The organism is Pseudomonas sp. N040 (genome assembly GCF_015637705.1).
Classification (GTDB): domain Bacteria; phylum Pseudomonadota; class Gammaproteobacteria; order Pseudomonadales; family Pseudomonadaceae; genus Aquipseudomonas.
The window spans coordinates 200944-224041 of record NZ_JADOBE010000003.1 but is presented as its reverse complement, the minus strand read 5'-3'; the positions used below and the strand labels follow the sequence as shown (position 1 = coordinate 224041).

Below are 23098 nucleotides of genomic sequence, written 5' to 3'. Positions count from 1 at the left end.
TTGATCAGAGGCGTCCTACATCATTTACCAGCGCCAGCACCATCAAAGCCACGACTAATGCAATTCCCATCTGCATGCCAAGGGCTTGCAGACGCTCGGACAATGGCCGACCACGAACCCATTCAACCAGGTAAAACATGAGATGTCCGCCATCCAGAATCGGAACCGGCAGCAGATTAAGGACACCCAGACTGATACTCAGATAGGCCAGGAAGTTCAGGAACTCGCCCAACCCGGACTCGGCAGTAGCGCCCGCCACTTTAGCAATGGTTATCGGGCCACTCAAGTTTTTTACCGAGAGCTCGCCCAGCAGCATCTTTTTCAGCGAATCCAGCGTCAGCACGCTCATGGCCCAGGTCTTGCCCAGCGCCTGCCCAATAGCCTCCAGCGGCCCATAGCTCACTTCGCGCAGCATGTCGGCTGGCCATTCCGGCGCAGTCACCCCAGCCCCCAGATAGCCTGCAAACTGGCCACCCTCAGCCTTTGCGGACAGATGCACCTGCATTTGTTCTACCTGGCCGCTGCGCTCGAATGTCAGGGCGACTGTCTTGCCGGGCAAGTCACGCACCCGCGCCACCAGTTTTTGCCAGTCACTTACATCCTCGCCATCCAGGGCGAGCAACCGGTCGCCGGCCTGCAAGCCCGCCGCCGCCGCCGGGCCAGCCGGATCCAGCTCGGAAATCACGCTGCTTATTGTTGGCCGCCAGGGAACAATGCCCAGCGCACTGATCGGATCAGGATCCTCAGCCCCCTTGAGCCAGTTCTTGACCGCCAGTGGACGCTGCACTTCCAGCGACGAATCCGGCTGACGCAGCGTCAACTCGAGCGTTGTGCTTTCGCCAAGATGACGCACCAACTGCAGATTGACCGCAGACCAGTCACCGGTCGGCTCGCCGTTGACCGCGAGGAACTCCTCGCCAGGCTGCAACCCTGCCAGTGCTGCCGGGCTGGCAGGGGCAATCTCGCCCACAACCGGACGTACCTGCTGGCTGCCGAGCAGGGCGATCACCCAGAAAAACAACAGCGCGAGAATGAAATTTGCAACCGGCCCGGCAGCCACAATGGCGGCACGCTGACCAAGCGACTTGCGATTGAAGGCTTGTCCAAGCAGCTCGGGCGGCACCTCTGCCTCGCGCTCGTCGAGCATTTTCACGTAGCCACCCAGGGGAATGGCCGCAATCACATATTCCGTGTCCAGCCGATCACGCCAACTGAATAACGGCAGGCCGAAGCCGATGGAAAAACGCAAAACTTTGACACCGCAGCGCCGGGCCACCCAGAAGTGGCCAAACTCGTGAAAAGTAACCAGCACACCCAACGCAATCAGGGTGCCAAACAGCATATAGAGCGCGCTCATGGATTTCCTCGGCTACTTTTGCGCATGCCGGCCCAGCCACGCTGTCGCGACATTGCGCGCGCTGCGGTCCGCCGCCATGACATCTTCGAGGTTTTCGACAGGCAAAACCGGTTCACGGTTCAGCACCTCCTCGATCAACCGCGGAATATCGGTAAACCCCAGGCGCCGCTCAAGGAAGGCGGCCACGGCGACCTCGTTGGCCGCATTGAGCATGGCGGCAGCGTTGCCCCCGGACTCGGCCACCTGCCGCGCCAGGCGCAGGCACGGAAAACGCTGCTGATCCGGCGGCTGAAAATCCAGCCGGGCCACCTTGAACAGATCCAGCGCCGTCACCCCCGAGTCAACCCGTTCCGGCCAGGCCAGTGCGTGTGCGATCGGCGTGCGCATATCCGGATTGCCCAGCTGTGCCAGAACCGAACCATCCACGTAATCGACCAGCGAATGAATGACGCTCTGCGGATGAATCACCACTTCGACCTGGGACGGCCGGGCATCGAACAGCCAGCAGGCCTCGATCAGCTCCAGGCCCTTGTTCATCATGCTCGCCGAATCCACCGAGATCTTGCGCCCCATCGACCAGTTCGGGTGGGCGCAAGCCTGCTCGGGAGTAACCTGCGCCAGCTCCTGCAACGGCGTTTCCCGGAAAGGTCCGCCAGACGCCGTCAGCAGGATGCGTCGCACACCCACGGCCCCCAGGCCTCGTGCGTAATCCAGCGGCAGGCACTGGAAGATCGCGTTGTGCTCGCTGTCGATCGGCAACAATACACTGCCGCTGTTGCGCACCGCCTGCATGAACAGGGCGCCGGACATCACCAGCGCCTCCTTGTTGGCCAGCAGGATGCGCTTGCCCGCGGTCACCGCTGCCAGTGTCGGCGCCAGACCGGCAGCCCCGACAATGGCCGCCATCACCGTATCGACTTGCGGATGCGCCGACACTTCGCACAGCCCCGCGGCACCGAACAGCACGCGCGTGTCCAGCCCGGCAGCCTTCAGCCCGCCTTGCAGGTGGCGTGCGGAGTCCGCGTCCGGGGTCACCGCAAAGCGTGGACGATGCTGCAGGCACAGCGCTTCCAGCTCCGCCAGGCGGGTGAAGCCGGTGAGCGCGAAAGCCTGATAACGCTGCGGATGGCGCGCCAGCACGTCAAGCGTACTGCGGCCAATCGAGCCGGTCGCACCCAGCACCGTAACCTGCTGCACCTGTGTCACCGGGTGCCCCAGCCCGCCAGCCACAGCAGCACGGCGAACAGTGGAATGGCAGCGGTCAGGCTGTCGATCCGGTCCAGGATGCCGCCATGCCCGGGCAGCAGGTTGCTGCTGTCCTTCACCCCGGCCTGGCGCTTGAACATGCTCTCGTTGAGATCACCTACCACTGATATCAGTACCAGCACCACGGTGCCCAGCAGGGCGCCTGTCAACTGGCCGAGCGGCCAATGCTGGTAGAGGCCCAGAGCAGTGGCCAGCAGCAGGCACAGCAGCATGCCGCCAAACACCCCTTCCCAGCTTTTCCCCGGACTGACCTGCGGCGCCAGCTTGCGCTTGCCGAAGGCCCGACCGGCGAAATAGGCGCCGATATCCGCCGCCCAGACCAGCACCATCACCGCCAGAATCAGGCCATTGCCCTGCGGCATCTGCTTGAGGACTACCAGCCCCTGCCAGGCCGGCAACAGAACCAGCAGGCCAATCAGCAGCCGCACCGGGCGCGCAGCCCATAGCTGACTGCTGCGCGGATAGCTGAGCACCAGCAGCGTGGCCACCAGCCACCAGGCAATGGCCAGCCCCAGCAATGGCCAGGCCAGCCCCGGATTCAGGAACAACCCAGCGCACAGCAGCGCGGCCAGCGCCGCGAACAGGCAACGCTGCGGCTGACCGTCAAAGCCAGCCAGCCGCGCCCACTCCCAGGCACCCAGGGTGATCACTGCGCCAATAAACAGCGCGAACTGCAGACCTTCCAGCAAAAAGAAACCACCCAGTGCGATGGGCAATAGCAGCAGCGCCGTGATGATCCGTTGCTTCAGCATGTCTTGCCCTCTACCTGTTCGCTGGTCATGCCAAAGCGCCGTTGCCGGCTGGCATAGTCAGCCAGCGCGGCGCGCATGGCTTCTTGTTTGAAGTCCGGCCAGAACAGCTCGGAAAAGTACAGCTCGGCATAGGCCAGCTGCCACAGCAGGAAGTTACTGATGCGATGCTCGCCGCCGGTGCGAATGCACAAGTCCGGCAGCGGCAAATCCGCGCCCATCAGGCAAGCCTGCAGGTTCTCCGCGGTAATCCCGTCGGGCTGCAACTCGCCGCGCTGGACACGCCTGGCCAGCTGCTGTGCCGCCTGCACGATGTCCCACTGGCCTCCGTAGTTGGCCGCAACCTGCAAGACAAAGCGGGTATTCTTCGCCGTCAGCGCCTCGGCCTGCTGCATGGCAGCCTGCAATTCGGGATGAAAGCGCGAGCGGTCGCCAATGATGCGCAACTGGATGCCGTTGTCATTAAGCTTGCGCGCCTCACGGCGCAACGCCAGGAGAAACAGCTCCATCAGCGCGCTCACCTCGTCGGCGGGACGCTGCCAGTTCTCGCTGGAGAATGCGAACAGGGTCAGCACCTCGACGCCCGCCTCGGCACAGGTCTTGATCACCGCGCGCACGGCACTCACGCCGGCCTTGTGGCCGGCCACGCCGGGGAGCATGCGCCGCTTGGCCCAGCGATTGTTGCCATCCATGATGATCGCAACATGCCGTGGCACAGCGGGCGTTTCAGGCTTCTTCATGTCGGCAGTGACCGTCAAACGGCCATCAGATCCGCTTCTTTCTGCTTTACCGCCACTTCGATTTCCGCCACGAACTTGTCCGTCAGCTTCTGGATATCATCGGCGGCGCGGCGCTCTTCGTCCTCGCTGATTTCTTTTTCCTTGACCAGATCCTTCAACTGGCTCAGCGCATCGCGGCGAATATTGCGTACCGCCACCCGGCCATCTTCTGCCGCATCACGCGCCTGCTTGGTGAAGCCCTTGCGGGTTTCCTCGGTCAGCGCCGGCATGGAGATCAGCAGCAGTTCGCCGAGGTTGGTCGGATTGAAGCCCAGCCCGGAGCTCTGGATCGCCTTGTCGACAGCGGCCAGCATATTGCGCTCGAACGCCACTACCTGCAGGGTCCGGGAGTCCTTGACGGTCACGTTGGCGACCTGGTTCAAGGGGGTGTCCGCGCCGTAGTACGGCACCATCACGCCACCGAGTATGCTCGGGTGCGCCTGGCCGGTACGGATGCGACTGAAGGCATGGAGCAGCGACTCCAGGCTCTTCTGCATGCGTTCCTGGGTGTCTTTCTTGATCTCGTTGATCATTGCTTGTTCTCCTCGATCAGGGTTCCCTCGGCACCACCGAGGACGATATTCAGCAGGGCGCCGGGCTTGTTCATGTTGAACACGCGCAACGGCATATTGTGGTCGCGACACAGGCAAATAGCCGTGAGGTCCATCACGCCCAGCTTGCGATCCAGCACCTCGTCATAGGTGAGGCGCTCGAATTTCTCGGCATGCGGATCCTTGAACGGGTCGGCGGTGTACACGCCATCCACCTTGGTCGCCTTCAGCACCACATCGGCATCGATCTCGATGGCGCGCAGGCAGGCGGCCGAGTCGGTGGTGAAGAACGGGTTGCCGGTGCCGGCGGCAAAGATCACCACCTCGCCGGTTTTCAGGTGGCGCATGGCCTTGCGCCGGTCGTAATGGTCGGTCACGCCAACCATGGAAATGGCCGACATCACCAGCGCCGGGATATTCGAACGCTCCAGCGCATCGCGCATGGCCAGGGCGTTCATCACCGTGGCCAGCATACCCATGTGGTCGCCGGTAACCCGGTCCATGCCGGCAGCGCTGAGCGCCGAGCCGCGGAACAGGTTGCCACCGCCCACCACCAGGCCCACCTGCACACCGATCCCCACCAACTGCCCGACCTCAAGCGCCATGCGGTCGAGCACTTTCGGATCGATGCCGAAATCCTCGGAGCCCATCAGGGCCTCACCACTGAGCTTGAGCAGAATGCGATTATAGCGTGGCTTACGACCACTCCCCGGCTGGGCCATTGCAAATCTCTCCTTGTGGCGAACGTTGAAAAGTGACTGGAACATTCATCAATGCAGCTGCCGGCAGCCTGCCTGGCTGCCCATGATGCACCGCCGGGAAAGATAAAACACCCTCCCCACTTCGACAAAGAGGCCGCACGCGTGAGCGGGCAGCCTCTTCGAACCAGCGGTAAAAGCGTCTTACTGCTTGCTTGCAGCGACCTGCGCAGCCACTTCTTCAGCGAAGTTGTCGACCGGCTTTTCGATGCCTTCGCCTACCTGGAAGCGCACGAAGGAAACGATCTCGGCACCGGCCTTCTTGGCCAGGGCGCCAACCTTGATTTCCGGGTCTTTCACGAAGGCTTGCTCGACCAGGCTGGCTTCAGCCAGGAACTTCTGGATACGACCGCCAACCATCTTCTCAACGATTTCGGCCGGCTTGCCCTTGATCTTGTCTTCGTTGAGGCTCATGAAGACGGCTTTTTCGCGCTCGATGGCTTCAGCGGAAACCTGCGTAGGCAGCAGGAATTCCGGGTTGCTCGCCGCAACATGCATGGCGATCTCCTTGGCCAGATCAGCGTCACCGCCTTTCAGGACAACCAGAACACCGATCTTGTTGCCGTGCAGGTAGGCATTGACCACATCACCTTCAGCACGCGCCAGGCGGCGGATGTTGACGTTTTCACCACACTTGGCCACCAGTGCTTCACGCGCCGATTCCTGGGAAGCGATCAGCGGCGCAGCGTCAGTCAGCTTCTCGGCAAAGGCTTTTTCAATGCTGCTGTTGACGAACGCCTTGAAGTCGTCCTGCAGGGCGAGGAAGTCAGTCTGCGAGTTGACCTCGATGATCACTGCCGACTTTCCATCGTCAGCAACCTTGACCCCGATAGCGCCTTCAGCAGCAATATTGCCCGCCTTCTTGGCAGCCTTGATGGCGCCGGAAGCACGCATGTCATCAATGGCTTTTTCGATATCGCCACCAGCCTTGGTCAAGGCCTTCTTGCAATCCATCATGCCTTCGCCAGTGCGCTCGCGCAGTTCTTTAACCAGGGCTGCAGTAATTTCTGCCATCTTGCTAATCCTCTCGAAAGGTCTTCAACCAGCGTGGCCGCCGCGACGGACACACTCAATTCTCAGGTGGCAAAAAGGGGGCCTAGCCCCCTTCTTGCGCAACGGGTAACGCTTGGCGTTGCGGCCTTAGCCTTCGGCTTGCTGCTCGGACGCAGTTTCTTCGACGAACTCGTCGGTGCCGCCGGCAACATTGCCACGACCACGGATCACCGCGTCTGCCATGGCACCCATGTACAACTGGATGGCGCGAATGGCGTCATCGTTGCCGGGGATGATGTAGTCAACGCCATCCGGGCTGCTGTTGGTATCGACGATGCCGATAACCGGGATACCCAGCTTGTTGGCTTCGGTGATGGCGATGCGCTCGTGGTCGACGTCGATCACGAACAGCGCGTCCGGCAGGCCGCCCATGTCCTTGATGCCGCCCAGGCTGCGATCGAGCTTCTGCAGGTCGCGGGTGCGCATCAGCGCTTCTTTCTTGGTCAGCTTGGCAAAAGTACCGTCCTGCGACTGGATTTCCAGATCACGCAGGCGCTTTACCGAAGCACGAATGGTCTTGTAGTTGGTGAGCATGCCGCCCAACCAGCGATGATCCACGTACGGCGAACCGCAACGTGCGGCCTCTTCGGCGAGGATCTTGGCTGCGGAGCGCTTGGTGCCCACGAACAGAATCTTGTTTTTCCCGGAGGCCAGCTTCTCAACGAAAGACAGGGCTTCGTTGAACATCGGCAGGGTCTTTTCCAGGTTGATGATGTGAATCTTGTTGCGCGAGCCGAAAATGAACTTGCCCATTTTCGGGTTCCAGTAACGGGTCTGGTGGCCGAAGTGCACACCGGCCTTCAGCATATCGCGCATATTGACTTGGGACATGGTAGTTCCTTGATTAAGTCGGGTTAGGCCTCCACGCATCCCGCTATCCAACCCTTGCGGGCACCCAGGAAAGCGTGTCGATACGTGTGCGGATTAGTGCTTCACCGGCTGTTATGCCCGTAAAGCGGCGCGTTTTATACCACAAACAACTCGATAACGAAACCTGCCAAGGATGATCGGTTAAGGCTGATCGGGCTGTTGCAGTCTGCTAGAATCGCCATCCCCCGCATCCAGCCAGCGCCCGTGCGCCCCAGAGAGCCCGTATGACTGTCACCATCAAGACGCCCGAGGAAATCGAAAAAATGCGCATGGCCGGCCGCCTGGCCGCCGACGTGCTGATCATGATCGGCGAGCACGTCAAGCCCGGGATCACCACGGACGAACTGGATCGCCTCTGCCACGACTACATCGTCAACGTGCAACAGGCCATTCCGGCCCCGCTCAACTACAAGGGTTTCCCCAAGTCGATCTGCACCTCGATCAACCACGTGGTCTGTCACGGCATCCCGAATGACAAGCCGCTCAAGGATGGCGACATCCTCAATATCGACATTACCGTGATCAAGGATGGTTACCACGGCGATACCAGCAAGATGTTCCTCGTCGGCAAGCCGCTGGAGTGGGCCGACAAGCTCTGCCGGATCACCCAGGAGTGCCTGTATAAAGGCATCGAACTGGTCAGGCCGGGGGCCCGCCTGGGCGACATCGGCGAAGTGATCCAGAAACATGCCGAGAAGAACGGCTACTCGGTGGTTCGCGAATACTGCGGCCACGGCATCGGCGCAGTGTTCCACGAAGAGCCGCAGGTCCTGCATTACGGCCGGGCCGGCACCGGCATCGAGCTCAAGGAAGGCATGACCTTCACCATCGAGCCGATGATCAACCAGGGCCGCGCCGAAACCCGCCTGCTCGGCGACGGCTGGACCGCCATCACCAAGGACCGCAAGCTGTCGGCGCAGTGGGAGCACACCATCCTGGTCACCGCCGACGGCTATGAAGTACTGACCCTGCGCAGCGACGAAAGCTTCCCGCGCACGCCCGCTGCCTGACAAGGAATTGCCCGATGCCGCAGGTTGATCCCGAACTGTTCGACCGCGGCCAGTTCCAGGCGGAGCTGGCCCTCAAGAGTTCGCCCATCGGCGCATTCAAGAAGGCCATTCGCCAGGCGCGCGAAGTACTCGATGCACGTTTCATTGCCGGCAGCGACATTCGTCGCCTGATCGAAGACCGTGCCTGGTTTGTCGACCAGATCCTGCGCGAAGCCTGGAAGCAGTTCGCGTGGAGCGCGGCGGCAGACATCGCCCTGCTGGCAGTCGGCGGTTATGGCCGCGGCGAACTGCACCCCTACTCCGACATCGACCTGCTGATCCTCCTCGAGAATGACGACCAGGAGCTGTTTCGCCAGCCGATCGAAGGCTTTCTGACCCTGCTCTGGGACATCGGCCTGGAAGTCGGGCAAAGCGTGCGCTCGGTCGAACAGTGCGCCGAGGAGGCCGCCAGCGACCTGACCGTCATCACCAACCTGATGGAAAGCCGCACCATTGCCGGCCCCGAGCGCCTGCGCCAGCGCATGCAGGAGGTCACCGCGCCCGACCGCATGTGGCCGAGCCAGGAGTTCTACCTGGCCAAGCGCAAGGAGCGGCGCGCGCGGCATGCCAAGTACAACGACACCGAATACAACCTTGAGCCCAATGTGAAAGGCTCGCCCGGCGGCCTGCGCGATATCCAGACCATCCTCTGGATTGCCCGCCGCCAGTTCGGCACGCTCAACCTCCAGGCCATGGCCGCCCAGGGTTTCCTGATCGAATCCGAGGCCGGCCTGCTGACCGCCGCGCAGAGCTTCCTGTGGAAGGTTCGCTACGCCCTGCACATGCTTGCCGGCCGCGCCGAGGATCGCCTGCTGTTCGACTACCAGCGGCGCATTGCACCCCTGCTGGGCTTCAGTGACGGTGCGGACAAGCTCGCGGTTGAGCGCCTGATGCAGAAGTATTACCGCTCGGTGATGGCCGTCGCCGAGCTGAACGACCTGATCATGCAACACCTCGAAGAGGTCATCCTGCGTCCCGGCGAGGCCGGCCCGGCAACCCCGCTGAACAGTCGTTTCCTGGTCCGCGATGGCTACCTGGAGGCGACCAGCCCCAATGTGTTCAAGCGCACCCCCTTCGCCATCCTGGAAGTGTTCGTCCTGCTCGCCCAGCATCCGGAAGTTCGCGGGGTGCAGGCCGACACCATTCGCCTGCTGCGCGATGCCCGGCACCTGATCAACGATGACTTCCGCAGCGACCTGCGCAACACCAGCCTGTTCATCGAGCTGTTCAAGTGCCGTGAGGGCATCCACCGCAACCTGCGGCGCATGAACCACTACGGCATTCTCGGCCGCTACCTGCCCGAGTTCGGCCATATCGTCGGGCAGATGCAGCACGACCTGTTCCACATCTATACGGTCGACGCGCACACCCTCAACTTGATCAAGTACCTGCGCAAGTTCAGGCACACCGGCGTCGCCGAGCGCTTCCCGCTGGCCAGCCAGCTGGTGGAGACCCTGCCCAAGCCCGAGCTGATCTACATCGCCGGCCTCTACCACGATATCGGCAAGGGCCGCGGCGGCGATCACTCCGCGCTGGGCGCCATCGATGCCGCCGCCTTCTGCCGCCGGCACAACCTGCCGGCCTGGGACAGCAAGCTGATCGTCTGGCTGGTGCAAAGCCACCTGGTGATGTCGACCACCGCGCAACGCAAGGACCTCTCCGACCCCCAGGTAATCTTCGATTTCGCCAACCTGGTCGGCGACCAGACGCGCCTGGACTATCTCTATGTGCTCACCGTCGCCGACATCAACGCGACCAACCCGAGCCTGTGGAACTCGTGGCGCGCCAGCCTGCTGCGCCAGCTCTACACCCTGACCCAGCAGGCGCTGCGGCGCGGCCTGGACAACCCGCTGGATCGTGAAGAGAAGATCCGCGACACCCAGGCTGCCGCCCTCGATCTGCTGGCCGACAACGGCGTCGACCCCGACCAGGCCGAGCAGCTGTGGAACCAGCTTGGCGATGACTATTTCCTGCGTCACAACCCCGGAGACGTGGCCTGGCATACGGCGGCGATCCTCCGCCATCCGGCCGGCAACGACCCGCTGGTGCTGGTTCGCGAAACCACCGAAGGCGGTCTCGAAGGTGCCACCCAGATCTTCATCTACGCCCCCGACCAGCACGACTTCTTCGCCGTTTCGGTAGCCGCGATGGACCAGCTCAACCTGAGCATTCAGGACGCGCGGATCATCACCTCGACCAGTCAGTTCACCCTCGACACCTACATCGTGCTGGATGCCGATGGCCGCTGCATCGGTGACAACCCCGAGCGCATCCAGCAGATTCGCGACGGCCTGGTCGCGGCGCTGAAGAACCCGGAAGGCTACATGGCGATCATCCAGCGCCGCGTGCCGCGCCAGCTGAAGCTGTTTGCCTTCGCCCCGCAGGTGAACATCTCCACCGATGCCGCGAGGCAGGTCAGCGTGCTGGAGCTGATCGCGCCGGATCGTCCGGGGCTGCTGGCCCGCCTCGGGCAGATCTTCATCGAGTTCGACCTGTCGCTGCAGAACGCCAAGATCGCCACCCTCGGCGAGCGCGTGGAAGACGTGTTCTTCATTACCGATGCGCAACAGCGCCCGCTCACCGACCCGGCGCAGTGCGCGCGCCTGCAGCAAGCCATCATCAGCCAGCTGGAAGAAGCCAACGGCGCACCGGCCGTTACCAGCTTCAGCTTCTGACAATCCACCTGCCCAGCCTGACACGGACCCCGCATGAACAACGCGCTGAACCAGCTACAACCCTACCCGTTCGAGAAACTCCGCGAACTGCTCGGTGCCGTCCGGCCACCGGCCGACAAGGCGCCGATCGCCCTGTCGATCGGCGAACCCAAGCACAAGTCGCCGGACTTCGTTGCCCAGGCCCTGGCGCGCAACCTCGACCAGCTGGCCGTCTACCCGACCACCCTGGGCATCCCGGCCCTGCGCCAGGCGATAGCCGATTGGTGCATACAGCGCTTCGGCGTGCCGGCCGGCTGGCTCGACGCCGCGCGCCATGTACTGCCGGTCAACGGCACCCGCGAAGCGCTGTTCGCCTTCACCCAGGCCGTAGTCAACCGCAGCGCCGATGCCCTGGTCGTGAGCCCCAACCCGTTCTATCAGATCTACGAAGGCGCCACCCTGCTCGCCGGCGCCCAGCCACACTACCTGCCGTGCCTGGCCGAAAATGGCTTCAACCCGGACTTCGATGCCGTCCCGGCCGAGATCTGGCAGCGCTGCCAACTGCTGTTCCTCTGCTCGCCGGGCAACCCGACCGGCGCGCTGATTCCACAGGCAACCCTGGAAAAACTGATCGGCCTGGCCGACCAGTACGACTTCGTGATCGCCGCCGACGAGTGCTACAGCGAGCTGTACTTTGACGAGGAAAACCCGCCGCCCGGCCTGCTCAGCGCCTGCGCCGCGCTGGGTCGCAGCGACTTCAAGCGCTGCGTAGTGTTCCACAGCCTGTCCAAGCGCTCCAACCTGCCGGGCCTGCGTTCCGGCTTCGTCGCCGGCGACGCCGAGATCCTCAAGGCCTTCCTGCTCTACCGCACCTACCACGGCTGTGCCATGCCGGTACACGTGCAGCTGGCCAGCGTGGCCGCCTGGCAGGACGAAGCGCATGTGCGTGCCAACCGCGAGCTGTATCGCGCCAAGTACGCCGCCGTGCTGGCCATCCTGCAGCCGGTACTGGATGTGCAGCGCCCGGACGGCAGTTTTTACCTGTGGGCCAGAACGCCGATCGACGACACCACCTTCACCCGCGAGCTGTTTGCCCAGCAGCATGTCACCGTGGTACCCGGCTCCTACCTGTCGCGCGCAGTGAACGGGGAAAACCCTGGCGCCGGTCGCATCCGCATGGCGCTGGTCGCACCGCTCGCCGAATGTGTGGAGGCTGCCGAGCGCATCCGCGACTTCATCAAGGGGCTGCCGGCATGAACATCACCCTGTACGGCATCAAGGCCTGTGACACCATGAAAAAGGCCCGCAACTGGCTCGACGAGCAGGGTGTGGCCTATCAGTTCCATGACTACAAAGTCAGCGGCATCGACGCCACCAGCCTGCACAAATGGTGCAGCGAACATGGCTGGGAAACCATCCTCAACCGTGCCGGCACCACCTTTCGCAAACTGGACGATGCGGCCAAGGCCGACCTCGACCAGGACAAGGCCATCAGCCTGATGCTGGCCCAGCCATCGATGATCAAGCGCCCGGTACTGGATCTGGGCCCGCGTACGCTGGTCGGCTTCAAGCCGGAACTGTACGCCGCCGCTTTTTCCTGACTCTCCGCATTTAACCCGAGGATTACCTATGAGCACCTCCTACTTCAGCCTGGCCATTGGCGTTGGCACCCAGAACCTGCAGGGCCACTGGCTGGAAGTCTTCTATCCGCAGCCGCTGCTGAATCCACCAGGTGAACTGGTCCACGCAATTGCCGGCAAGCTGGGCTATCAGGGTGGCAACCAGACATTTGTGCTGGATGTCGGACTGGTTGCCGGACTCGCTGAATCCGTTCAGGCAGCAGGTTTCTCGGCCCAGGCAGAAATCCTTGAGCACCTGACCCACAGCCAGAAGCCGCTGGTCGCCACCCTGCTGGAAACCGACGCGGCGCCGGCCTCGACCCCCGAGGCCTACCTCAAGCTGCACCTGCTCTCGCATCGGCTGGTCAAGCCGCATGGCGTCAACCTGAGCGGGATCTTCGCGCTGCTGCCCAACGTGGCCTGGACCAGCCAGGGCGCCATCGACCTCGGCGAGTTGCCGGCACGCCAGCTGCAGGCGCGCCTGCAGGGCCAGCTGATCGAAGTGTTCTCGGTCGACAAGTTCCCGAAAATGACCGACTACGTAGTACCGAGCGGCGTGCGCATCGCCGACGCCGCCCGCGTGCGCCTGGGCGCCTATGTCGGCGAAGCGACCACGGTGATGCATGAAGGCTTCATCAATTTCAACGCCGGCACCGCCGGACCGGGCATGATCGAAGGCCGCGTCTCGGCCGGCGTGTTCGTCGGCAAGGGCTCCGACCTGGGCGGCGGCTGCTCGACCATGGGCACTCTGTCGGGCGGCGGCAACATCATCATTTCGGTCGGCGAAGGCTGCCTGATCGGCGCCAACGCCGGCATCGGCATTCCGCTGGGCGACCGCAACACCGTGGAGTCGGGCCTGTACATCACCGCCGGGACCAAGGTCGCCCTGCTCGACGAGCAGAACCAGTTGGTCAAGGTGCTCAAGGCCCGCGAACTGGCCGGCCAGAGCGACCTGCTGTTCCGCCGCAACTCGCAGACCGGCGCGGTCGAGTGCAAGAGCAACAAGACCGCGATCGAGCTCAACGAGGCGCTGCACGCCCACAATTGAGCCTAATGTAGGGAGGAAAACTCGCACCGCGATTTTCCACCTTCACCCTGGTGGATGAGGCTTCGCCGTCATCCACCCTACCAAGAGTCCGGCTTATGGCCCTGATTTCGCCTTGGCGTGCAGACTTTCCCGGCATCCTGGCTCTCGAAGCGGAAGCCCAGACCTATCTGGACAGCGCCGCCACCGCGCAGAAGCCACAGGCCGTGCTCGAACGGCTGACGGACTACTATGCCCACGGCGCGGCCAATGTGCACCGCGCCCAGCACCTGCCGGGCGAGCGTGCCACCCGCGCCTTCGAGGCGGTCCGCGAACAGCTGGCCGGCTGGCTGAATGCGGCTGACAGCCGTGAAATCATCTTCACCCGCGGCACCACCGAAGCGGTCAACCTGCTGGCCTATGGGCTGGAGTCTCAGTTTCAGCCCGGCGATGAAATTGTCATTACGGCACTGGAGCACCACGCCAATCTGCTGCCCTGGCAACAGCTGGCACAGCGTCGCCGGCTCAAGCTGGTGGTCCTGCCGCTGGACGCCAGCGGCGATCCAGACCTGGCCGCGGCCCGCGCACTGATCGGTCCGCGCACGCGATTGCTGGCCGTCAGCCAGCTGTCCAATGTCCTCGGGCGCTGGACGCCACTGGCCGCGCTGCTGCAGCTGGCGCGCCAGCACGGCGCACTGACGGTGGTCGACGGCGCCCAGGGCGCGGTGCATGCGCGGCCGGACGTGCAGGCGCTGGACTGCGACTTCTACGCCTGCTCGGCCCACAAGCTGTACAGCGCCGAGGGCGTCGGCGTGCTCTATGCCCGCCAGTCGGCAGCCAAGCGACTCAGCCACTGGCAGTTTGGCGGCGAGATGGTGCTCGACGCGGATTTCCAGCAGGCGCGCTTCCGTCCGGCCCCGCTGGGCTTCGAGGCCGGCACCCCGGCGATCGGCGCGGTGCTGGCGCTCGGCGCGGCCCTCGACTACCTGCAGCAACTGGACAGCGCCGCCGTGCAGGCCCATGAAGGCGCGCTGCATGCCTGCCTGCTGGATGGCTTGCGCCAGCGTCCGGGACTTCGCCTGCTGGGTGCGCCACAGCTGGCGCTGGCCAGCTTCAGCGTCGAGGGCATGCATGGCAGCGACCTCGCCCACCTGCTCAGCGAACAGGGCGTGTGCCTGCGCAACGGCCACCACTGCGCCATGCCGCTACTCAAGCAACTCGGCCTCAGCGGTGCACTGCGGGTATCGCTCGGCCTGTACAACGATGGCGCCGACCTGCAGCGCTTCTTCGCGGCCCTGGACCAGGCCATGGAGTTGCTGCAATGACCCTCACCGCGGCAGCCGCCGATGCCCTCGACAGCTTCCGCAGCTGCCCGGGCTGGGAGCAGCGCGCGCGCCTGTTGCTGGCCTGGGGCGCCCGGCTCGAGCCGCTGGATGATGAGCAGCGCAGCGAAGCCAATCGAGTCCGTGGCTGCGAAAGCAACGTCTGGCTGATCGCCGAGCAGCACGCCGGCACCTGGCAATTCAAGGCCAACAGCGATGCACGGCTGATCAGCGGCCTGCTGGCGCTGCTGCTGGCGCGGGTCAACGGCATGAGTGCAGCCGAACTGGCCAGGGTTGACCTGCCAGGGTGGTTCAACCAGCTGGGCCTCGGCCGGCAGTTATCGCCCTCGCGCAGCAATGGCCTGAATGCCGTGCTGCAGCGCATGCGCGAACTGTCTGCCGGCTCGTAGGTTGGGTTGAGCGCAGCGAAGCCCGACATGGCGGCGCTACAAGCCCGCACAATCCTCGCTGCTGGGCTTCGCCGTGCCGCAGCTCAGCCCAACCTGCGGATTATTCAGGCGTAGCGGCAGGCGCCGTGCCCCGCTCGGCAGGCCGCCGGGTACCGGCCACCAGCTTGTCGATGGCCCGTGCTGCCGCGGTCATGCCAAAACTGGCGGTGACCATCATCACCGCGCCAAACCCGCCGGCACAGTCGAGCTTCACGCCGTCGCCGGCAAACTGCTTGCTCTGGCACACCGAGCCATCCGCCTGCGGGTAGCGCAACTGCTCGGTGGAGAACACGCAGGGCACGCTGTAGTTGCGGCCCGGCGTGCGGGAAAAGCCGTAATCGCGGCGCAGGGTCGAGCGCACCCGCGCGGCCAGCGGATCATTGAAGGTCTTGTTCAGGTCGGCGACCCGGATCTGCGTCGGATCCAGCTGCCCGCCGGCACCCCCGGTGGTGATGATCTGGATCTTGCGCCGCTTGCACCAGGCGATCAGCGCGGCCTTGGCCGGTACGCTGTCGATGCAGTCGATCACGCAATCCATCTGCTCGGTGATGCAGGCCGCCATGTTGTCGCGGCTGACGAAGTCGGCCACGGCATGCACCACGCAGTCGGGATTGATGGCGCGGATGCGTTCGGCCATAACCTCGACCTTGGGTCGCCCCACTGCGCCGGCCAGCGCATGAATCTGCCGGTTGGTATTGCTGATGCAGACGTCATCCAGGTCGAACAGGGATAGCTCCCCCACCCCCGAACGCGCCAGCGCTTCAGCCACCCAGCTGCCCACGCCACCGATGCCGACCACCGCCACATGCGCCGCTGCCAGGCGCTGCAAACCCTCGCGACCATAGAGCCTGGCGACCCCGGCAAACCGCTGCTGATCAATATTCATCCAGCCCTCCACGACAGGAGCGACAGTATATGCAAGCCGCCGCGGCGCCACGAGCCGGCAGTCTGCTTTGCTATACAGGCAGGGGCCTGCGGAGTAGCATTTGCACCGATAAACCCGCACCACCCCCACTCCTCATTTGCAGAACTCGCCAAACCATGCCAAAGCGCAAGATCGGCCTCAATCTCGTGGTTTTCGTGGCGGTCGCCGCCCTGTTTACCGGCCTTTGGGCCTTGTACAACCGCCCGGTCAGCGCCCCTGACTGGCCGGAGCAGATTTCCGGTTTCTCCTACTCGCCCTTCCGCCAGGGCCAGAGTCCCCAGGAAAACATCTACCCTACCGCGGCGCAGATGAGCGCCGACCTGGAACTGCTCAGTACACAGACCGACAGCATCCGCACCTACTCGGTGGATGGCAGCCTGGACCAGATCCCGCGGCTGGCCGAAGACGTCGGCATGCGCGTCAGCCTGGGCATCTGGATCAGTCCGGACAAGGCACGCAACGAACGCGAGATCGCCCGCGCGATCGAACTGGCGAACGACTCGCGCAGCGTGGTGCGGGTGATCGTCGGCAACGAAGCCCTGTTCCGCGAGGAAGTCGAAGTAGAGGAGCTGATCGGCTACCTTGACCGCGTGCGCGCCGGGGTCAAGGTCCCGGTGACCACCGCCGAGCAGTGGCACATCTGGCAGGAATACCCGGAACTGGGCAAGCACGTCGACCTGATCGCGGCGCACGTCCTGCCCTACTGGGAGTTCGTGCCGATGGAGGACTCCACCGACTTCGTGCTGGAACGCGCCAAGGAACTGAAAAAGCTCTTCCCGAAAAAGCCGCTGCTGCTCGGCGAAGTCGGCTGGCCGAGCAATGGCCGTACCCGTGGCGGCGCCGAGGCCAACCAGGCGGATCAGGCCATCTACCTGCGCACCCTGGTCAATGCGCTGAACGCCAAGGGCTACAACTACTTCGTCATCGAAGCCTTCGACCAGCCGTGGAAAGCCACCGACGAAGGCTCTGTCGGCGCCTACTGGGGGGTGTACAACCTCGACCGCAAAGCCAAGTTCCCGTTCACCGGGCCGATCGTGGAAATCCCGCAGTGGCGCATTCTGGCAATCGCCTCGGTGGTCATGGCCCTGCTGGCCCTGGCGCTGATGCTGATCGATGGCAGTTCGCTGCGCCAGCGTGGCCGCACCTTCCTCACCTTCGTCGCCTTCGCCGGCGGTACCGCGCTGGTATGGATCGCCTACGACTACAGCCAGCAGTACAGCACCTGGTTCAGCCTGATGGTGGGGGTGCTGCTCGGTATCGGCGCGCTGGGCGTATTCGTGGTATTGCTGACCGAGGCCCATGAACTGGCCGAGACGGTGTGGACCAGCCAGCGCCGCCGCGCCTTCCTGCCGGTGATCGCCGATGCCGGTTACCGGCCCAAGGTGTCGATCCACGTGCCCTGCTACAACGAACCGCCGGAAATGGTGAAGCAGACGCTGGATGCCCTGGCCAACCTGGATTACCCGGATTTCGAAGTCATCATCATCGACAACAACACCAAGGATCCGAAGGTCTGGGAGCCGGTGCAGGCGTACTGCGAACAGCTCGGTCCGCGCTTCCGCTTCTTCCACGTCGCCCCGATCGAAGGCTTCAAGGGCGGCGCACTGAACTACATCCTGCCGCATACCGCGGCGGATGCCGAAGTGATCGCGGTGATCGACTCGGACTACTGCGTCAGCCCCAACTGGCTCAAGCACATGGTGCCGCACTTTCAGGACCCGAAGATCGCCGTGGTGCAGTCGCCGCAAGACTACCGCGATGGTGACGAAAGCCTGTTCAAGAAACTCTGCTACGCCGAATACAAGGGCTTCTTCCACATCGGCATGGTCACCCGCAACGAGCGTGACGCGATCATCCAGCACGGCACCATGACCATGATCCGCCGCAGCGTGATGGATGAACTGAAATGGGCCGACTGGACCATCTGCGAAGATGCCGAGCTCGGCCTGCGCGTGTTCGAGAAAGGCTATTCGGCCGCCTATGCCTACCAGAGCTTTGGCCGCGGCCTGATGCCCGATACCTTCATCGACTACAAGAAGCAGCGCTTCCGCTGGGCCTACGGCGCCATCCAGATCATGAAAGGCCATGCCCGCAGCCTGTTCCTCGGCAAGGACTCCAAGCTCACGCGCGGCCAGCGCTACCACTTCATTGCCGGCTGGCTGCCGTGGATTGCCGACGGCCTGAACATCTTCTTCACCGCCGGCGCCCTGCTCTGGTCGGCGGCGATGATCATCGTGCCGCAACGGGTCGATCCGCCGCTGATGATCTTTGCCATCCCGCCGCTGGCGCTGTTCTTCTTCAAGTTCGGCAAGATCATGTTCCTCTACCGACGGGCGGTCGGGGTAGACCTGAAGCGCTCGTTCCAGGCTGCCGTGGCCGGCCTGGCGCTGTCGCACACCATCGCCAAGGCGGTGTTGTACGGGGCCTTCACCAAGACCATACCGTTCTTCCGCACGCCGAAGATGGCCACCAACCAGGGCCTGCTGGTGGCGCTGATGGAAGCCCGCGAGGAAGTTTTCGTGATGCTGCTGCTGTGGGGGGCGGCGCTGGGCATCAGCATCGTGCAGGGCTTCCCCAGCCCGGATGTGAAGTTCTGGGTCGGCATGCTGCTGGTGCAGTCGCTGCCGTATCTGGCGGCACTGATCATGGCCCTGACCTCCTCACTGCCCAAACCCGGGGAAGTGCTCGAGCAGGCCACCACCTGAGCAGTGCCCGAAACGGCACGCTCCGCGACAAAAAGGGCTGCCTCCGGCAGCCCTTTTTGCTTGCCCGCACAACTACTCAGCCAAGCAAGAAGTCCGTAGCGTTCAGGCTGGTCACGCCCAGCACGGCAATCTGCACTGCCGCACCGGCGCCGTTGGCATCCGCATCATAGGACAGGGCCCCCGTCGTACTGTCGAACAGCAGGTAGTCATCGGCATCCAGGCTGCTGGCACCCGGCGCCACGACCAGGTTGTCGGCGCTGATGCCACCGGCCAGGGCCGTGAACACGCTGGCGTCGAGTTGCAGCAGGTCTGCCCCGCTGGCGAAATCGGTGATGCTGTCAAAACCGCCGACGGCCAGGTTGTCGAACACGAATATATCGTTGCCCGCACCACCGGTAAGCGTATCGGCACCCTCACCACCGACCAGCGTGTCGTTGCCTCCGCGTCCATCCAGCTGATTATTGCCGCTGTTGCCAATCAAGCGGTTGTCCCCCTCGTTACCGCTGCCGTTGATGTCGGGATTGGCCGCAGCATCGCTCAGCGTCAGGTTTTCCACATTGGGCAGATTTTTCAGGCTGTAGGAAAAGCTCGAAACGATGGTGTCGACACCCTGGTCGGCACCTTCCTTGACCAGGTCACTGGCTCTGTCGACGTAATAGGTGTCATCGCCACCACCGCCGAACAGCTTGTCGGTTCCGGTTCCGCCATCGAGCACATCGTTGCCCGAGCCGGTGCTCAGCTTGTCGTTGCCGGCACCACCGTACACCTGGTTGTCACCCGCACCGGCCGCAAGGTTGTCGTTCCCTGCACCGCCATCGACCAGATCGGCACCGCTGCCACTGACGATCTTGTCGTTTCCGGCATCTCCATAGACTTCATTGTCGCCATCGCCCGCAGCGATATTATCGTTGCCCAGACCGCCCTCGATGTCGTCCTCACCAGCACCGGCAACCACCTTGTCGTTACCGTTACCGGCAAAGATGACGTCATTGCCGCCTTGACCGAACAAGTGATCGTTGCCGTTGCCACCCTCTAGCAGGTTGTCCGCTGCGTCACCGCGGATCAGGTCGCTGCGGGAACCGCCGATGGCCCCGGCGATATTTACCAGGCTGTCGTTACCGTCGCCCCTGGCCGTACCCGCCGCCAGATCGACCACCACCCGCCGGTTCAGTGCGGAAAAGTCGACCACGTTGAACAAGCCGGCCCCGCCATCGAGCTGGTCATCACCCCGCCCGCCGCGCAGCACGTCATTACCGTCGCCGCCCAGCAGGTCGTCGTCGCCGGTGGTGCCCTCCACAAGGGTATAACCGCCATTCTCCTCCAGCCAGGCCAGCGCCTGACTGGCCCAGCCATTGCCATTGCCATTGCCATTGCCATTAGTATTCGCTGACATGATCGTGCTCCTCTATCAGTTCGCTAGCACTAGACACATCTGAAAGCATAGGTCCTGGCTCGGACTGAAATCAGAACAATTCCGCATTACCGCCAGGTAGCTGCCGAACACTTGCACTATATAAGTGGCGGTGCCACAGGCAGCCGGCGCCGCAATGTCTCAAGCGCCGGCCTTTTTGCTTTAAGATGGCGGCCTTTTCCGCGCCGCCGCGACCTTCGGAGTTTCCGCATGACCAGCCCCGCCCCCGCCCTCTCGCCGACCCTGGAGCTTGCCTGCGAGCTGATCCGTCGACCGTCGGTAACCCCTGACGATGCCGGCTGCCAGCAACTGATGCTGGAACGGCTGGCCAATGCCGGTTTTGCCATCGAGCGCATGCGCATAGAGGAAGTCGAGAACTTCTGGGCCCGGCACGGCACTGACGGCCCGGTACTGTGTTTTGCCGGGCATACCGACGTGGTGCCCACCGGCCCGCTGGAAAGCTGGCAATACCCGCCGTTCGACGTACTGATCGACGAGCAGGGCATGCTCTGCGGCCGCGGCGCGGCGGACATGAAGGGCAGCCTGGCGAGCATGATCATTGCCGTCGAGCGCTTTGTCGCCGACCACCCGCACCACCAGGGTGCCATTGCCTTCCTCATCACCAGCGACGAGGAAGGTCCGGCGCAACATGGCACCCGCGCGGTGGTCGAGCGCCTGCGCGCGCGCCACGAGCGGCTCGACTGGTGCATTGTCGGCGAGCCCTCGAGCAGCAGCCTGCTCGGCGATACGGTGAAGAATGGCCGTCGCGGCTCGCTTGGCGCGACCCTCACGGTGCGCGGCAAGCAGGGCCATGTGGCCTACCCGCAACTGGCGCGCAATCCGATCCACCTGGCCGCCCCGGCGCTGGCCGAACTGGCGGCCGAGCACTGGGACGACGGCAACGCCTTCTTCCCGCCGACCAGCTTCCAGATCTCCAACCTGAACGCCGGCACCGGCGCGACCAACGTGATCCCCGGTACGCTGAGCGCGGTGTTCAACTTCCGCTTCTCCACCGAATCGACGGTCGAAGGCCTGCAGCAACGGGTCGCCGCCATCCTCGACCGGCATGGCCTGGACTGGCACATCGACTGGGCGCTGTCCGGCCTGCCGTTCCTCACCGAGCCCGGCGCCCTGCTGGATGCCGTGGCCGCCAGCATCAAGAGCGTCACCGGCCGCGATACCGTCGCCTCGACCAGCGGCGGCACCTCGGATGGGCGCTTTATCGCCACCCTGGGCACCCAGGTGGTCGAACTGGGGCCGGTCAACGCCACCATCCACCAGGTCAACGAACGCATCCTCGCCAGCGATCTGGACCTGCTCACCGAGGTCTACTACCAGACCATGGTGCGCCTGCTGGCATGCTGACCTGCCCGATCTGCCAGCAAGCCCTCAGCGCGCTCGACAACGGCGTGACCTGCCCGGCCGGGCATCGTTTTGACCGGGCGCGCCAGGGCTACCTGAACCTGCTGCCGGTGCAACACAAGAACAGCCGCGAACCGGGCGACAACCTGGCCATGGTCGAGGCCCGCCGGCGCTTTCTCGAAGCCGGGCATTACGCCCCGCTGGCCAAGCGTCTGGCCGAACTGGCCGCCGGCTATGCCCCTGCGCGCTGGCTGGATATCGGTTGCGGCGAAGGCTATTACACCGAGCAAATTGCCAAGGCCCTGCCCACTGCCGACGGCTATGCCCTGGACATTTCCCGCGAGGCGGTCAGGCAGGCCTGCCGGCGCCACAAGCCACTGACCTGGCTGGTCGCCAGCATGGCCCGCGTCCCCCTGGCCGACGCCAGCTGCCAGCTGCTCGCCAGCGTGTTCAGCCCGCTCGACTGGCAGGAGGCCCAACGCCTGCTCGCTCCCGGCGGCGGCCTGCTGCGCATGGGCCCGACCCGGCAGCACCTGTATGAGTTGCGGCAGAAGCTGTATGACGAAGTGCGCGACTACGACGACCAGAAACACCTCGACCTGGTGCCGGACGGCCTGCAGCTGGCGCACAGCGAAACCCTGGAGTTTGTCCTGCATCTCGACGACGCCCAGGCCCGCGCCGACCTGCTGGCGATGACCCCGCACGGCTGGCGCGCCAGCGCCGAGCGCCGCGCCGCGGTGATCGCGGCAGAGTTAGAGGTCAGCGTATCGATACGCTACGATTGGTTCCAACGCGCCAGTTTCGCAAACCCATGAGAACGCCCATGCGCCAGCCCGATATCGAGATTTACCTGAAGGATGCCGAACATCCCGCGGTCGCCAGCTGGCTGGCCACCGCGATCGGCCCGTGCACGGCCTGGCAGCAAAAAGGCCAGACCTACAAGTGCATGGCCGGCAGCATCCCGGTGACCTGGCTGCCCAGGGCCGTGGGCAAATGGCACAGCCTGCTGCTCGACAGTGACGCCACGCCCTGGGCCAATGACCTCGAGTGCGCCCGCGCCGCGTTTGCCGCACTGGGCGTGGAAGTCCGCTGCGCCCCGGGTGGCTGGGACGAAGAAGAAAGTGACGAACAAGCGGACAGCTGGATCCGTATCAGCAGTGATGGCGAGGAAACCATCGTCTGGCGCACGGGCTGA

21 protein-coding genes are annotated in these 23098 nt (G+C 63.9%); 11 read left to right on the top strand and 10 right to left on the bottom strand.

Going from position 1 to position 23098, the window contains the following annotated elements; all coding sequences use genetic code 11:
* Positions 1-4 precede the first annotated feature (4 nt).
* The 8 genes from rseP to rpsB all read right to left on the bottom strand — a co-directional run bounded on the left by rseP (position 5) and on the right by rpsB (position 7344).
* Positions 5-1357: a sigma E protease regulator RseP gene (gene rseP, locus ISX93_RS06410; RefSeq protein ID WP_195777885.1), complete on the bottom strand. Its 1353-nt coding sequence runs from the start codon at positions 1355-1357 to the stop codon at positions 5-7.
* A gap of 12 nt (positions 1358-1369) precedes the next feature.
* Complete coding sequence (ispC, locus tag ISX93_RS06405; RefSeq protein WP_195777884.1) at positions 1370-2563, bottom strand: 1-deoxy-D-xylulose-5-phosphate reductoisomerase; 1194 nt, start codon at positions 2561-2563, stop codon at positions 1370-1372.
* Positions 2560-3375, bottom strand: coding sequence for a phosphatidate cytidylyltransferase (locus ISX93_RS06400; RefSeq protein WP_195777883.1), 816 nt, complete (start codon positions 3373-3375; stop codon positions 2560-2562). Before ISX93_RS06400 ends, ispC begins: the two co-directional genes overlap by 4 nt.
* Positions 3369-4112 (bottom strand): polyprenyl diphosphate synthase, encoded by a 744-nt coding sequence (gene uppS / locus ISX93_RS06395; protein WP_195777882.1) that lies wholly within the window; start codon positions 4110-4112, stop codon positions 3369-3371. Before uppS ends, ISX93_RS06400 begins: the two co-directional genes overlap by 7 nt.
* A gap of 14 nt (positions 4113-4126) precedes the next feature.
* On the bottom strand, positions 4127-4684 hold the full coding sequence (gene frr / locus ISX93_RS06390; RefSeq protein ID WP_195777881.1) for a ribosome recycling factor: 558 nt from the start codon (positions 4682-4684) through the stop codon (positions 4127-4129).
* Positions 4681-5424: a UMP kinase gene (pyrH, locus tag ISX93_RS06385; protein ID WP_195777880.1), complete on the bottom strand. Its 744-nt coding sequence runs from the start codon at positions 5422-5424 to the stop codon at positions 4681-4683. The genes frr and pyrH overlap by 4 nt, the downstream gene beginning before the upstream one ends.
* A 180-nt stretch (positions 5425-5604) precedes the next feature.
* Positions 5605-6474 (bottom strand): translation elongation factor Ts, encoded by an 870-nt coding sequence (tsf, locus tag ISX93_RS06380; RefSeq protein ID WP_195777879.1) that lies wholly within the window; start codon positions 6472-6474, stop codon positions 5605-5607.
* Positions 6475-6600: 126 nt separating this feature from the next.
* On the bottom strand, positions 6601-7344 hold the full coding sequence (rpsB, locus tag ISX93_RS06375) for a 30S ribosomal protein S2 (protein ID WP_195777878.1): 744 nt from the start codon (positions 7342-7344) through the stop codon (positions 6601-6603).
* Between the two features lie 263 nt (positions 7345-7607).
* Between rpsB and map the strand changes: the two genes are divergently transcribed.
* From map to ISX93_RS06340, 7 genes are all read left to right on the top strand, one after another.
* Positions 7608-8393: a type I methionyl aminopeptidase gene (gene map, locus ISX93_RS06370; RefSeq protein WP_195777877.1), complete on the top strand. Its 786-nt coding sequence runs from the start codon at positions 7608-7610 to the stop codon at positions 8391-8393.
* Between the two features lie 14 nt (positions 8394-8407).
* Positions 8408-11107: a [protein-PII] uridylyltransferase gene (locus ISX93_RS06365; RefSeq protein WP_195777876.1), complete on the top strand. Its 2700-nt coding sequence runs from the start codon at positions 8408-8410 to the stop codon at positions 11105-11107.
* Between the two features lie 33 nt (positions 11108-11140).
* On the top strand, positions 11141-12343 hold the full coding sequence (gene dapC / locus ISX93_RS06360; RefSeq protein WP_195777875.1) for a succinyldiaminopimelate transaminase: 1203 nt from the start codon (positions 11141-11143) through the stop codon (positions 12341-12343).
* Positions 12340-12687: an ArsC family reductase gene (locus tag ISX93_RS06355; protein ID WP_195777874.1), complete on the top strand. Its 348-nt coding sequence runs from the start codon at positions 12340-12342 to the stop codon at positions 12685-12687. The genes dapC and ISX93_RS06355 overlap by 4 nt, the downstream gene beginning before the upstream one ends.
* A gap of 28 nt (positions 12688-12715) precedes the next feature.
* Positions 12716-13753, top strand: coding sequence for a 2,3,4,5-tetrahydropyridine-2,6-dicarboxylate N-succinyltransferase (gene dapD, locus ISX93_RS06350; protein WP_195777873.1), 1038 nt, complete (start codon positions 12716-12718; stop codon positions 13751-13753).
* Between the two features lie 95 nt (positions 13754-13848).
* Positions 13849-15054 (top strand): aminotransferase class V-fold PLP-dependent enzyme, encoded by a 1206-nt coding sequence (locus tag ISX93_RS06345; RefSeq protein ID WP_195777872.1) that lies wholly within the window; start codon positions 13849-13851, stop codon positions 15052-15054.
* The gene (locus tag ISX93_RS06340) at positions 15051-15461 is read left to right on the top strand and encodes a SufE family protein (RefSeq protein WP_195777871.1); all 411 of its coding nucleotides are present in this window, start codon (positions 15051-15053) and stop codon (positions 15459-15461) included. Before ISX93_RS06345 ends, ISX93_RS06340 begins: the two co-directional genes overlap by 4 nt.
* A gap of 100 nt (positions 15462-15561) precedes the next feature.
* Here the strand turns inward: ISX93_RS06340 and tcdA are convergent, their stop codons facing one another.
* Positions 15562-16386, bottom strand: a complete 825-nt coding sequence (tcdA, locus tag ISX93_RS06335; protein ID WP_195777870.1) for a tRNA cyclic N6-threonylcarbamoyladenosine(37) synthase TcdA — start codon at positions 16384-16386, stop codon at positions 15562-15564.
* A gap of 155 nt (positions 16387-16541) precedes the next feature.
* On the opposite strand from tcdA, the gene ISX93_RS06330 reads away from it, so the two are divergent.
* Positions 16542-19130, top strand: coding sequence for a glycosyltransferase (locus tag ISX93_RS06330; RefSeq protein WP_195777869.1), 2589 nt, complete (start codon positions 16542-16544; stop codon positions 19128-19130).
* Between the two features lie 76 nt (positions 19131-19206).
* Here ISX93_RS06330 and ISX93_RS06325 read toward each other — a convergent pair whose 3' ends face one another.
* Positions 19207-20523, bottom strand: coding sequence for a calcium-binding protein (locus ISX93_RS06325; protein WP_195777868.1), 1317 nt, complete (start codon positions 20521-20523; stop codon positions 19207-19209).
* Between the two features lie 228 nt (positions 20524-20751).
* On the opposite strand from ISX93_RS06325, the gene dapE reads away from it, so the two are divergent.
* Genes dapE through ISX93_RS06310 form a run of 3 tightly spaced genes read left to right on the top strand, consistent with a single transcriptional unit; the run spans position 20752 to position 23098 of the window.
* Positions 20752-21906, top strand: a complete 1155-nt coding sequence (gene dapE / locus ISX93_RS06320; protein ID WP_195777867.1) for a succinyl-diaminopimelate desuccinylase — start codon at positions 20752-20754, stop codon at positions 21904-21906.
* The gene (locus tag ISX93_RS06315) at positions 21900-22718 is read left to right on the top strand and encodes a putative RNA methyltransferase (protein ID WP_195777866.1); all 819 of its coding nucleotides are present in this window, start codon (positions 21900-21902) and stop codon (positions 22716-22718) included. Before dapE ends, ISX93_RS06315 begins: the two co-directional genes overlap by 7 nt.
* Before the next feature lie 8 nt (positions 22719-22726).
* Positions 22727-23098 (top strand): hypothetical protein, encoded by a 372-nt coding sequence (locus ISX93_RS06310; RefSeq protein WP_195777865.1) that lies wholly within the window; start codon positions 22727-22729, stop codon positions 23096-23098.

Bases quoted from the DNA above. Each gene is read 5' to 3' on its own strand.
- rseP (WP_195777885.1), bottom strand. From the start codon at position 1,357: ATGAGCGCGCTCTATATGCTGTTTGGCACCCTGATTGCGTTGGGTGTG.
- ISX93_RS06400 (WP_195777883.1), bottom strand. From the start codon at position 3,375: ATGCTGAAGCAACGGATCATCACGGCGCTGCTGCTATTGCCCATCGCA.
- uppS (WP_195777882.1), bottom strand. From the start codon at position 4,112: ATGAAGAAGCCTGAAACGCCCGCTGTGCCACGGCATGTTGCGATCATC.
- frr (WP_195777881.1), bottom strand. From the start codon at position 4,684: ATGATCAACGAGATCAAGAAAGACACCCAGGAACGCATGCAGAAGAGC.
- pyrH (WP_195777880.1), bottom strand. From the start codon at position 5,424: ATGGCCCAGCCGGGGAGTGGTCGTAAGCCACGCTATAATCGCATTCTG.
- tsf (WP_195777879.1), bottom strand. From the start codon at position 6,474: ATGGCAGAAATTACTGCAGCCCTGGTTAAAGAACTGCGCGAGCGCACT.
- rpsB (WP_195777878.1), bottom strand. From the start codon at position 7,344: ATGTCCCAAGTCAATATGCGCGATATGCTGAAGGCCGGTGTGCACTTC.
- map (WP_195777877.1), top strand. From the start codon at position 7,608: ATGACTGTCACCATCAAGACGCCCGAGGAAATCGAAAAAATGCGCATG.
- ISX93_RS06365 (WP_195777876.1), top strand. From the start codon at position 8,408: ATGCCGCAGGTTGATCCCGAACTGTTCGACCGCGGCCAGTTCCAGGCG.
- dapC (WP_195777875.1), top strand. From the start codon at position 11,141: ATGAACAACGCGCTGAACCAGCTACAACCCTACCCGTTCGAGAAACTC.
- ISX93_RS06355 (WP_195777874.1), top strand. From the start codon at position 12,340: ATGAACATCACCCTGTACGGCATCAAGGCCTGTGACACCATGAAAAAG.
- dapD (WP_195777873.1), top strand. From the start codon at position 12,716: ATGAGCACCTCCTACTTCAGCCTGGCCATTGGCGTTGGCACCCAGAAC.
- ISX93_RS06345 (WP_195777872.1), top strand. From the start codon at position 13,849: ATGGCCCTGATTTCGCCTTGGCGTGCAGACTTTCCCGGCATCCTGGCT.
- ISX93_RS06340 (WP_195777871.1), top strand. From the start codon at position 15,051: ATGACCCTCACCGCGGCAGCCGCCGATGCCCTCGACAGCTTCCGCAGC.
- tcdA (WP_195777870.1), bottom strand. From the start codon at position 16,386: ATGAATATTGATCAGCAGCGGTTTGCCGGGGTCGCCAGGCTCTATGGT.
- ISX93_RS06330 (WP_195777869.1), top strand. From the start codon at position 16,542: ATGCCAAAGCGCAAGATCGGCCTCAATCTCGTGGTTTTCGTGGCGGTC.
- ISX93_RS06325 (WP_195777868.1), bottom strand. From the start codon at position 20,523: ATGTCAGCGAATACTAATGGCAATGGCAATGGCAATGGCAATGGCTGG.
- dapE (WP_195777867.1), top strand. From the start codon at position 20,752: ATGACCAGCCCCGCCCCCGCCCTCTCGCCGACCCTGGAGCTTGCCTGC.
- ISX93_RS06315 (WP_195777866.1), top strand. From the start codon at position 21,900: ATGCTGACCTGCCCGATCTGCCAGCAAGCCCTCAGCGCGCTCGACAAC.
- ISX93_RS06310 (WP_195777865.1), top strand. From the start codon at position 22,727: ATGCGCCAGCCCGATATCGAGATTTACCTGAAGGATGCCGAACATCCC.